General features: G+C 42.5%; 5 protein-coding genes. All 5 read right to left on the bottom strand.

Annotation, left to right across the window (positions count from 1 at the left end; translation table 11 throughout):
- Nucleotides 1-6: 6 nt before the first annotated feature.
- Nucleotides 7-3033, bottom strand: coding sequence for a TonB-dependent receptor (locus H8S90_RS06505; RefSeq protein ID WP_187341760.1), 3027 nt, complete (start codon nt 3031-3033; stop codon nt 7-9).
- A 347-nt stretch (nt 3034-3380) separates the two neighbouring features.
- The gene (locus tag H8S90_RS06500; protein ID WP_187341759.1) at nt 3381-4376 is read right to left on the bottom strand and encodes a metallophosphoesterase; all 996 of its coding nucleotides are present in this window, start codon (nt 4374-4376) and stop codon (nt 3381-3383) included.
- Nucleotides 4377-4430: 54 nt separating this feature from the next.
- On the bottom strand, nt 4431-5948 hold the full coding sequence (locus H8S90_RS06495) for a RagB/SusD family nutrient uptake outer membrane protein (protein WP_187341758.1): 1518 nt from the start codon (nt 5946-5948) through the stop codon (nt 4431-4433).
- A gap of 18 nt (nt 5949-5966) precedes the next feature.
- Nucleotides 5967-8975: a TonB-dependent receptor gene (locus tag H8S90_RS06490; RefSeq protein ID WP_187341757.1), complete on the bottom strand. Its 3009-nt coding sequence runs from the start codon at nt 8973-8975 to the stop codon at nt 5967-5969.
- Nucleotides 8976-9743: 768 nt separating this feature from the next.
- The gene (locus H8S90_RS06485; protein ID WP_255501844.1) at nt 9744-12695 is read right to left on the bottom strand and encodes a triple tyrosine motif-containing protein; all 2952 of its coding nucleotides are present in this window, start codon (nt 12693-12695) and stop codon (nt 9744-9746) included.
- Nucleotides 12696-12706: the final 11 nt, after the last annotated feature.

The raw sequence follows: 12706 nt of genomic DNA, 5'->3' as shown, positions 1-12706 counted from the left end.
AATGAATTAGAAATTAAGATTTAATCCTAAGGTATACACTGCCGGTACCGGATAAGTTCCTGTATCGACACCGAAAGAAATCGCACTTCCTCCTATTTCAGGGGTGAAACCCGTATTACGCGCCCAGGTGAATGGATTCTGCGCATTCAGATACACTCTTAACGCCTTCAATCTGGTCTTCTGCAGAAACTCCTGACTAAAGTTGTATCCTATTTGCAAGTTTCTTAAACGCATAAAGCTGCCGTCCTCAATCCAATAGGATGAGACTAAGCGATTGTTTGGCCGGGTGTTACTTAAAAGCGGTTCGGTGTTGGTGCTGCCTTCACCAGTCCAACGCCCTAATTGATGTTCTTGAAAATTAAACTGTGTAAAGGCCTGTCGGTTCCAATTTCGAAATATGTCATTACCATATACCCCCATGAATTCGGCACCCAGGTCAAACTGTTTGTACTTTACCCTAGCAGAGAAGCCAAAGGTAAAATCCGGGCTTGGGTTACCGATGATGGTACGGTCTGCTTCGGTAATAACACCGTCTCCATTGAGATCACGAAAACGTATGTCTCCTGGTGCTGCAGGGTTAATATTATTAGGTAATGCCGCTACTTCTGCTTCATTCTGATAAACCCCATCCATTTCATATCCAAAGAAATAACCTATAGGAAAGCCTGCAGTAGTACGCGATATACCATCGAATATTTGATACCCTTCGCCGGCGAGATTAACAACTTCGTTGTTTATCGTTGTGATATTTCCGCTAATATTATACGACCAGTCTTCGTCAATCCGCTGATCCCAACTTGCAGCAAGCTCAATGCCACTATTACGAATGCTACCCACGTTCGATAACCCTGGCCTGGTACCCAAGATACCTGGAACAGTTACCAACATGTCGCGCGTATCTTTATTGTAATACGCTCCCTCTACATACAACTGATTGTTAAAGGCATTAAACTCCAACCCGACTTCCCAGGACCGGATAGATTCCCAACGTAAGTTTGGATCGGCAATGTATTCCGGTTCGTAAGCAGGGTATAAAGCATTGCCAAAAACAGCTGATGAGTTAGCAACCAAAATAGGATAGGCTGGGTAGCGATTTTCATTGTCATCAGAAGCAGCGCCAGTTCCCGTATTTTGACTACCCAAGATACCATAAGAACCTTTTAATTTCAGGTTATTAATAAATTCAAGCGACTGCATAAAATCCTCTTCACTCAATACCCACGCAGCCCCAATGGAGCCGAAATTTTGCCATCGATTGCCAGCACTTCTGAAAGCAGAGCTACCATCACGCCTGAACGAGGCATTTAACAGGTATTTCCCCTTATAATTGTAAAGTCCGCGAACGAGGTACGACAAAGTAGCTCTTTCCCAAGCGAAACCGTCTCCAGTTTGTGAATCCAAGGATCCCATTCCGACATAGTTAAACCGAGGATCATTAGGAATAGGTGCACCTTGCCCCTGTGTTCTTCCCGCAGCCACTTGCTCAAAACTATCATAATATGAAGTAAAACCAGCAGTAGCAGTCAAATTATGGTCGCCAAAACTATTTTTATATGTTAATAACCAGTCTGTTTGAACTTTGCTATAAATATTCTGATGTGCTTCCACTCTGGTAATTTGCTCTACCCGTTGAAAATCGGGTTCCCCCGATGCTGTTGGAATGAGCAAGTCAATGATTGGTGTGTAGGCTCTCCGTTGACTAAACCCATAGTCGGCAAGAAGGTTCGTCCTGAAGGTAAAGTGCTCTAAGAAATCAACCTCGGCAAATACACTTCCTACGGCACGGTAGTTTTTCATGACCTGTGTGTTATCAAGTACTTCAACAGCCGCCATCGGATTCCGAATCTGTGGCCGCTGAAAGTCCGGCAAAGAGTAAAAGGCATCGTATTGCTCATTATAAACAGGCGAAATAGGGGCCGCACGTATAGCTCCTTCCACATTACGCTCAAAAGGCAATTCAGCACGATATCCGGTAAAATTTATTCCTGCTCTAAAATTATCGGTAACTTCCAGTTGGTCATTAATGGTTACGTTGATACGGTTCAAGGCTTCATTTTTTATCATCCCTTCTTCGTATTGATAACCTAATCCCATATAGAACTTGTTCTTTTCCGTAGCGCCACTTACACTTAGGTTGTTTAACGTAATAGCGCCCGTTTGGAAGATCTCATCCTGCCAATCGGTATTGGCATTATACAGAGAATAATCATAGGGGTCTGCTCCCTCATTACGACGCTGCTCATCAAATAAGGTGCGAAATTGATCACCGTTAGCCAATTTCATACGGTCTGCAACATTTCTGAATCCCGTGTTAGTATTGAAGTTAAAATTAATCTGTCCTTCTTTGGCTTTTTTGGTAGTAATGGCAATCACTCCATTTGCACCACGTACACCAAAAATGGCTAGTGAAGAAGGATCTTTCAATACTTCCATCGATTCGATATCCGCAGGGTTTACAAAGTCAATATTATCGTTAAGAATCCCATCGACAACATATAGAGGTGCCGCACCGTTAATGGAATTCGTTCCTCGTATCCTAACATCGGGCTGTGCTCCCGGTCTACCTGAATTCGTTATCTGAACACCTGCCACGCGACCTTGGATATTGGCAACCGGGTTCATAGCGGGCCGCTCTGCAATCTCTTCTCCGCTAATACGCGCAATCGACCCGGTCAAGTCGCGTTTTGCCGCTGTACCATAACCAATCACCACCACTTGGTCCAGCTGCTCACTCTCGCTTTCCATGGTTACATTAATAGTGGTTTGATCATTGATAGGTATTTCCTGCCTTTTGTAGCTAATAAAGCTAAATGTTAGTGTGGCATCAGATGACGCAGTAATACGGTAATTGCCCTCCGCGTCCGTTTGTGTTCCCGTGGTGGTTCCTTTGATCAGTACACTTACACCCGGTATACCCAGACCATCAAGTGAATCAACCACCTTACCCTGAATAGTAATTTCATCTTGTGCAAAAACACTACTTGCAAAAAGAATAAATACTACCAGTAGGTAATAAGTAAATTTATTCCTCATTGTTTAATTCTTTATTGGTTAATACTAGTTAAAGACGAAGTAGACATATTTTAGGTTTTAACTACCTACGGCATTCCCTGTCGTCTATGGTTAACAAAACAAAGGTGCTAGGTTGTTTTGGAAAACTTCATATTGTTATCCTCAACATTCATACATCAATCTACTTTTTTTTCTCAACCAATACACATAAAAAAAATCAAACAACTATAAATCAAACGTTTAACAATTAAAAACACCTCTCAGAAATCGTTAAATTGTGTATCAAGTACACAATTAACGATGAGAGGTAATGATGTACTGTCTAGTGAGGTATTTTCATTTAAAAAAGAGTCGCTATTTCACGATCTTCAATATCCACTCCGCAGAAATACCTCTTTTATGTGAAAACTATGCGCTTCATCATCCATATATTCGTTGATATACGGGGAATAGGTTTCTACTTTTATACGCTTTTCCTTTGGTCTTAATTTTAAGATCCTCAACCAACCATTCCCGCCTTTGACAGACCCTTTTACTCCTTCTTGATAGTTAGCAAGAAATTGATAAACCGGAAAACCGGCATCATTTACACTTACCAGGGTTCCTACGCCATTGTTTAAGATATGACCGGAGAACACGAAACGTACATTGGGATGTTTTTTCACAAATTTCTCCCAAATCTGTTCTCCATCGTTTACCGCGTCTTGTCCTTCATCCTGCCCAACGCCATAACCTTGTGCCCGCCAATTATCACCATACCCTTGCCGAGTACTATCCGAGTACATATAGCTGTGTGTATTTAGAATAATCAATTTATCCTGATGTTTGGCAACTATTTCATTGGCCCATTCCAACACCGCTTCTCTAGGGCCGAACTCCAAAGAAAGGATCAGCCATTTCTGTCTGCCGGTTTCTAGGACATAATAGGTATTATCTAACTTTTGATCTTCAAATGTTCCTCCATAGGCCGGTAAAGCCGACATTTTGTCTAGGGGGAAATACTTGTTGAACAGGGTTGTGTTTCTTTCATCAGCAAAATTCCCTGGTCCGCTTCCCATATCATGATTACCCACCGCCAATACATAGGGCACCTTGTTATCTAGGCGTTGAAAGCTCTTTTGCACGCGTTGCCACTCGATATCATTATTGTTTTGTGTGAGGTCGCCTTGCTGCAACACTAGGTCAATGTTTTCCGTATTTTCTTCAATCCAGCTAATCTGGGCATCTAAGATCTCGGGGTATTTTTCCGCATAGGTTTGCGTATCGGGGAGTAACACAAAAGTAATCTCCTCTGTTTCCTGTTGGCAAGCCACCAGCAGGAAACAGAGCATAAGGTATAACACTGTTTTTTTTCTTACGTTCATCAAATTCTTCATTATTATTTGTTTGTCATTCTCAGTCTAGCAGTCATTACGCTATTAGTATCCTGGATTCTGAGCCAATTCTCCTTCGCTCAACTGTATCTGGTTCTGGGGTATAGGGAAAAGCTCATGTCTTCCTTTCACCCAAACTTTTCCGTCGGCTTCAAAGGCTTGTACCGCTCTTCCGGGCTGTATGGCTTCCTGCCTTACTAAATCAAAGTATCGATCGTGCTCCATTCCGAGCTCAACGCGCCTTTCATTCCAAATAGCCTCCCGGCTAATATCCGCCATACTTAAAGGAGCGATTCCCGCACGTAATCTCAACCTGTTGATATCTTCCATTGCTTCCGCTACATTTCCAGTCGCCAACGCTGCTTCTGCGTGAATCAGTAAAACCTCACCAAAGCGCAAGATGCGCAGATTTTTAGGGAGCCTACCCGCCGCCGCACAATTTGGCTCCTGCACGCGGCTATGGTACGACTTATAATTATAACGCTCATTCGTTGTAGTTGTTCCCGGAAAAGTGTAGCCATCCCACAAAACGGTGTTACCATCTGGATTAATAAAAATGATGGTCGCTTCCCTTCGTTGATCACCTTCTTCATAGGCGTTTGTTAGACTCTCCGACGGTGTTCCGAAGCCCCAGCCCAGGTTATCAGGCCCCGAACCACGGGGGCCCTGACTGAAGGCATAGTTATCGATTGCCGCAGTACAGGCTGCGTTCACGCCTGTTTGGACTTCAAAGAGCGATTCGACACTATTTGCCCCTACATGCCGCCAAATGTCTTCATAGTTCGCCAGTAAATCATAATTGCCTACTTGTCCGTTAACAAGTTGACTACTCAACTCATAGGCCCTTTGCCAATTTTGCTGGTAGAGAAATACCTTCGCCAACATACCGGTGGCCGCCCCCTTATTAGCCCTGCCCAACTGCGTCCCCCCATCGCCTTTAATTGGCAGGTTTTCCACTGCAAATTCTAAATCGCCAACAATGAGTTCATAAATCTCTTCTTTCGTGGCTTTTTGCTGATAGCTGGGGTTATTGATTTCTTCCAGTGGCGGGACTTCATCAATTTTGGGCACCCCACCGAAAAATCGAACCAAATTGAAGTAAAAATACGCTCGTAAAAAGCGGACCTCGCCCGTTAAACGATTCTTCACAATTTCATCGGCCGGACTCAGTGTGATATATGCCAGTGCCTGATTTGCCCGTGCAATGGCTGCAAAATGTCCCGACCATATTTGATCCAAAGTGGTAATACTTGGATCCCATTGTGAAAGGTCATCTAACCTACCCATGGTTGCTGCACCATCTGTTGGGTGGCTACCCTTATCGGCATCATCTGAGGCAATATTGGTCATCCCAACAAACCCTACACCATGCAGACCTCCCTGCCACATGATGTTATATACGCTGGTTACCAAGTCTTGCGCTGCAGAAGGATTGGTACTTATTTCCTGCTCCGTGATTGCCCCTTGAGGCGCCACTTCCAAGAACTTACTGCAGGACATTGCTGCTAAACCAACAAAAAATGCGCCTGCAATCAACTTGTTTGTTTTGTTATATTTTTTCATGTCTTTACAATCTATCAATTAAAACCCTGCACTTATCCCAAAAGCGAATGTTCTGGTTGTAGGATAAATGTTTAATTCGATCCCGGAAGCCAATATATCGCCTCCCCGGAGTTCAGGACTGAAGCCACTGAATTTCTGTAGCGTAAATAGGTTCTGCGAGGTAGCAAAAAGCCTTAAATTATTAATCCATTTGCTTTTGCTCAGTAGTGCCGAAGGTAAGCTATAACCAACGGTTAGGTTATTCAATCGCAAGAAATCACCGGATTCCATAAAATAAGTGGAAGCTGGTACTGCGGTGTCGATTATGCGCGGGTCGGTTTGTGAGGGGTTCTCCGGCGTCCATCTATTTTGCGCAAAAGAAGCTTCGATATTATCGGTTGGTTGGTACCTAAAGGCTCTTTTACCATTATAGATCTGATTGCCCACATTCCCGTAAAAATCAGCTGAGAGGTCGAAGCCTTTATATTCAAATCCAACATTGAATCCGAAATAAAATTTCGGTTGATAAGATCCAGCGAAAATCCGGTCATCTGCATTAATTATACCATCACCGTTTACGTCTTCGTATTTCAGGTCTCCCGGCTGTACATTATCCCGATTGCCATAAACGGGCGAATTATCGATCTCTTCCTGTGATTGAAAAATGCCGATGGCATTTAACAGGTAGAAACTTCCTACCGGCTGTCCGTTATCTGTGCGGGTAGTTACACCCTGCTGTCCTACACCTCCCGCAGAAATCGCTTGCCCGCCCGCCAGTCCGATCACTCTGTTCTGATTGAAGGTAATATTGCCTCCCAGTCTATAGGTGAAATCCGAGCCCACCTGATCGCTCCAATTCAAGCCGAACTCGACTCCCCTGTTTCGGAACGATGCGGTATTCGTTACATAGGTGTTATCTGGATCACCAAAAATAGCCGGAATCAATACCCTGGCTAACGCATCACTTGTTCGCTTATTATAATAATCGGCCTCTCCTTTCAATCGGTTATTGAATAGTGAAAATTCAACTCCAAAATCGATCTGCTCTGTCTTTTCCCAACGCAAGTTACCATCCTTTATATCTTGTATGGCGGTTCCCAGCGAAATGCCATTATCGAAAAAATAGGGAATGTTAATACCCCCTGTAACGATATATAAAGCAGTACCTATATTATCATTACCGAGTATACCGTAACTTCCCCGAAACTTAAGAAAATCAAACACATTTTGGTTCTGCATAAAGGACTCCTCAGACAGTACCCAGCCTAATCCTAAGGTAGGAAACATGCCCCACTTCTCCCGAAATTTCGAGCTGCCATCGGCACGTAACGATGCAGAAAGCAAGTAACGTCCGTCGAAATTATAATTGACTCTTCCCAAAAAAGACTGACGGGTAAAGAGATCTCCCGTACTGTTATTGGTGAGCGAGTTATCCGGATCCCCCAGGCCCAGGTACCATTGGTCTTTACTTTCTGGAATATTAATGCGGCTGCCGCTAAGCATGTCCGACCTGAATTTCTCCGTCACCGACCCGCCCACTACGGTTAGCTGGTGTTTATCAAAAGACTTATCAAAAGTAACGGTATTGTCCCAGATATACCGTAGTGAGTTAGACCGCTCCACACTGAGTGTACTGTTTAACCGCTGTTGCGAGCCTCCGCCCGGTGAATAATATTCATCACTGTTTAAAATTTTATATCCGTAAACGCGCTCATTGTTGAAAACGACGTCTGTGTTAAAAGCCGAACGCAAGGTCAGTACTTTAATGGGTTTATAGTCTAAAGCGATATTTCCCTGTATACGGTTATTCACAATCCCTTCATCCCTGGTTTCCAAGGAGGCCACTGGATTACCTACGCTTTGGTAAGCTGCAGGATTACCAAAGCGATCGCCTACACGTGCCGGAACGAGCGGTGACGCCCGGTATACGTTCCGATAGTTATCGCCCACTTCTACGGCCCGTTCGTTTGCCCTAGAGAGCCCTAGCTGTGATGAAAAACGGAGTTTTTCCGAAATCTTCACGTCGTTGTTCGCCCGGAAATTAAACCGGTTAAAGTTATTCGTTTGGATAATACCATCCTCTGCAATAATACCGGCACTTACATAAAATGTACTTCGCTCCGAGCCACCTGAAAATGAGATATTCTGGTTCGTCTGAAAAGCATTCCGCAAGACTTCGTCGTACCAATTGGTGCTCCCGTCATATATCAGTCCGCTTTCCAGATCGGCTTCCAAGCTATTGTATCTTGCCGGAGCGGCTGTTCTTATATAGTCAATATACTGTTCCCTGTTGGCCATTTTCACGAGATTGGCCGCTTGCCGAAATCCGCCATGGCCAAAGTAATCGACCTTTACTGTGCCTTCCTGCCCTTTTTTGGTGGTAATAATGATGACACCATTGGCCGCTCTTACGCCATAAATGGCCGCGGAAGCATCCTTGAGCACATCTACGCTTACAATATCAGCGTTGTTAATATTACGGATATCATCACTGAGCACGCCATCTACCACATATAGGGGCTCTGCTCCAGCTAGCATGGAACCCGTACCCCTTACACGAACCTGTGGTTGTTCGTTGGGTTGGCCAGATGCTATAATCTGCACACCGGCTGCTTTTCCCTGTAAGGCTTGTGTAGGCGTTTGTACCGGCTGTTTGAGTAATTCCGAGCCTTGCACACTTGCAATGGAACCGGTTACATCCTGTTTACGCTGAGTACCGTAACCCACTACGACAACTTCATCCAGTTGTTCATCACCGGTAACCAGCGAAACATTAATTTCACTGCGGTTGGTAATGGATTCTTCATGCGTTCGATAACCTATATAGCTATATTGCAAAGTTTCCGCGCCACTCGAACGCACCATATACCTGCCATTGACATCCGTCTGTACGCTTCTCCCTGTTTCTTTAACAGTAACAGTTACTCCGGGAATCGATTCACCTGTTGTGGCATCGGTAACCGATCCGCTGATGGTAGTTTCCTGCTGTGCAAATGCCGTCATACATAGCACACAACATACCATTAGGCAATAAGTAAAAATTCTCATTACACTTGATTTAATTGGTTGATAAATTGTTTAATAAAAAAGTTTTGATCGTTTTAGTTTAGATTGGCTCTTTCTTTAAGAACTCCTATAAGTTAATCATCATTTGGTTCACTATTTTATTGATTTCGTTTTGGTTAACGGCAGCAAATGTGCATATTTTGATCAACAGGTAGGTATATATTTTCTACAACATAATTACATCATTTAATATTTCGATTTCTCATAAAAAACATAACCTGCTAATTTAAAGGTATTTGAAAAATAGAAAACCTCTCAAAATAAAGGCATTAGTGTTGAAAATACACATTTGTACCTGAGAGGCAATGATGTAGTATGGAAATTGTACTCCGCTTAATTTTTTTATTTCCTGCCAATTTTTTTGACTAACAGTTATAGCTAAAACAATCCTATTTTAACCAAATAACCAGAAATGAAATAATAAAAAAATTATAAAGAAAGTATATACAAGGCCAAATTTATCGTTTTTTGGCCGTTTTTTCACCGTTTATTGATCGTAAATTATACGGTCAATAAACGGTGAAAAAACGGTAAGTTTACGATCAACATGAGTATCTTTATAGGTTTATTATAAAATCTTACTACTTTTATTTTAGCGTTTTTTCTTAAAATGGTTACCAATCATCTTTAATTAGAGGGGAATGCTGGAAGTAAACAACATACGAGCCATTTGAATAAAACGCCATAGTGATGGAGAAGATAATTATGATTTACAGGCTTAACGCTTCTGTCGCGTTTGTCAGATTTGCGCTACACTTCCATCAGAAACTCGGATAGGTTCTGATCATGTTGCAAGTTCAATTTCTTCCGTAAGCGGTAGCGCCGAATTTCTACTCCTCTGGTGGTAATATTAAGTAATGATGCGATTTCCTTACTGCTCATATTCATTCTTAGGTAGGCACAAAGTTTCAGGTCGTTGGGCACGAGCTCTGGATAAGTTTGTTTCAATTTTTTAAAGAAGTTTTCGTGAGCCTCATTGAAACTTTCTTCGAACAGGTTCCAATCGCGCTCGTCACTCCTCGCATCGTCGATTATCTTACTTATCTTTTTTAACTGTTCGCCAGAAAGCTTACGTCCCTCGCTGTCTTTTAATTGTGAAAGTTCATCATGCACATTATTGAGCAACTCGTTTTTATACACGATATTCATAGCCGAATTAGCTAATTCCCGGTTTTTTCCCGCCAATTCCTTTTCAAGTTGTACATTTTTTAACTGCATTAAGCGTTGTTCGTTTGCCTGTGCTTCCTGTCGCAGTCGTTCTTCCTGCTCCAATTTCAGCTTCTGCTGTACATGTTCGCGATGTTTACGTAATTTATACTGATAGTATTTTCGAACACCTATTGCTCCTATAATGAGCAAACAGCCGTATACCATCCAAGCCGGCCAGGATAGGTACCATGGGGCCAAAACACGGAAGGCTAAACTCGATACAGGCGTAATTTTACCATCAACGGTTTTTGCCCGAAGTTTAAAAACGTATTTGCCACGTGCTAAATTTGTAAATTCCCGCTGCGGTATGTCCGTCCACTCCGACCAATTCTTCGAATATCCTTCAAGTATATACTGAAACAGGACGGTGTTGGAGCTGTAGTGAGGCAGGGCATAAGTGAGCCGGATGTTATTTTTATTGTAAGCAATTTCTAAGTCGGCTGTTGATGCAAAGTTAATTAACCGTGCGGTACTATCCGTTATATCTTCCACCCGTTGTAACAGCGGCTTACTTAAGTCAAGATCATTCACCGTACGATCATTTTTTCGATATAGCGCAAAACCATCATCGAGACTGATCAGGTAGAGATCATCAGCTAATTTATTTACATTCTCGTAATAGTTTAACATTCGGTTACTTAAGGGGGAGAACTGCATCGAATCAATCGTAACCTTTCCTGCTTCTCCAAAACTTACAAGCGACACATTTCCCTTTCTAATAAACCAATAATTTCCAGCGTCTGCCGGTATCACCTTATTCGCATTCGCAAAGGTGCCAAGACGTTCATTTAGCTGTGCATACACATGAAATTTATCGGCTATTTCATCATAGAGGTAGAAACCAGCATCTGTAGAAAAAACAAGCTTACCAGCCAGATTAAACACATTTACATAGGGTGTCTTTGGTAAACCATCTTTCTCCTGGTATAGGCGACTGTAAACAACGGAATCCTGCGTTGCATTCAGTTGTAACATGTATAAACCTTTATAGCCGCTTATCCAAAACTTATTGTTATCCACCTGCTGAAGATATTGTACAGGCTCTTCGAAATTTTTAATCTTATGAACAAATTTCCATTCATGCTGATGTCTTTCAAAAAGCGCCAGACCAGTATATGTTCCTTGAATTAGGCGAGATTCCTGTTGTTGGAGCGCTTGCACTACATATCCTCCCGTAACATCCGAAAGCCACTCCAGTTGATCTCCGTTAACCTTAAATGTGCCATTATTATGCCCACATAGCAATTCGTTGTCGATAAGGCTAAGATCCCAGACCTGTCCTTGCGAGCCTTCTAGCAATTTGAAATTTAGGGATTTACTTTTTTCCGCAGACCAGTCGCTACAATACAGCCCTTGGTTTGTTCCCAGATATAGTTTGTTTTGATAAACGATCGAGGCATATACGGTACCTAAAAGCCCTGCTTTGTCGTTATAATAATATATGGGAGAATTTATTTCTATACGATCGATACCATTATCTAAACCCGCCCATATATTCTGCTGTTTATCAAGCTGTAGACTAAGTATGGTGTTGTTTTGAAGACCTGTTTCTTTATTAATGTGGAGTACTTTTCTCCCTTTGTCGTTTAAAATATAAAGACCGTTAAGGATTGTTCCAAAAGCATAATGGCCCTCCCGTAATTTTAGTCCGTTATTCAGCTGGTACCTCCGCAGATCTTCTTGTGCGTCATTTTGCCAGGGCTTGATCGATTGACCATCCCATTCGTAAATACCCTGCTGGGCTGTGCCGATAAGAAAATTACCGTTATCATTCGATAATATCGTGAGGATACGCGAATTACCAAAGTCACCGGAAGAAAGCACCTTTCTTAACTTATCATTCTTCAGTTCGTATAAGCCTGAGGAAAGCGCTTCAACAAAATACCGCTCATTTACCTCGAATAGAAAAAGCATCGGGCTGGGAGCATCAATATGCAATAATTTACCCTCTTTATAAACGTATATGGACGAGAAACTCTGAAATATAACTTGTTCTTCATTTACGTAGATCTTCCACACCTCATCATTTAACCTATGCTTTTCTTCTAACTGATTACTGAGCGAGTGATAACCTAGCTGTCCGAAAGAGTCTCTTTCCCAGTAACCGAATTCACGAAGTCCCCCGGTGTATGTTCGGCCATTTTTATCCGTAGCGACACTTCGAACAATGATATTACCTGGCATATGGTATAATTCCCACCAATGGCCATCAAAACTGAGCAGCCCATCATTATTACCGAAATAAAGCATACCGTTTTCTCCACAGGATACCGACCAATTCTGATTTGCTGCTAAATATGTTGCTTTGGTATAGTTCTGTACAAGAGGTATACCGGAGAATGGCACCTGTCCGGAGGCGTTAACGCCTATCCTTTTATTAAACGCATTGCTTTGCCCATAGGACGAATTACCAAGGGATGGTTGTCTGGAGTAGACGAGTCCTACCATTAAGGTAATTGATAAGCTAACAATGGCCAAAAAGGAAATGCGCATAACCTTACATC

Source organism: Olivibacter sp. SDN3 (assembly GCF_014334135.1).
Classification (GTDB): Bacteria; Bacteroidota; Bacteroidia; order Sphingobacteriales; family Sphingobacteriaceae; genus Olivibacter.
The sequence above is the reverse complement of the archived record's forward strand: the minus strand, read 5'-3'. Positions and strand labels throughout refer to the sequence as shown.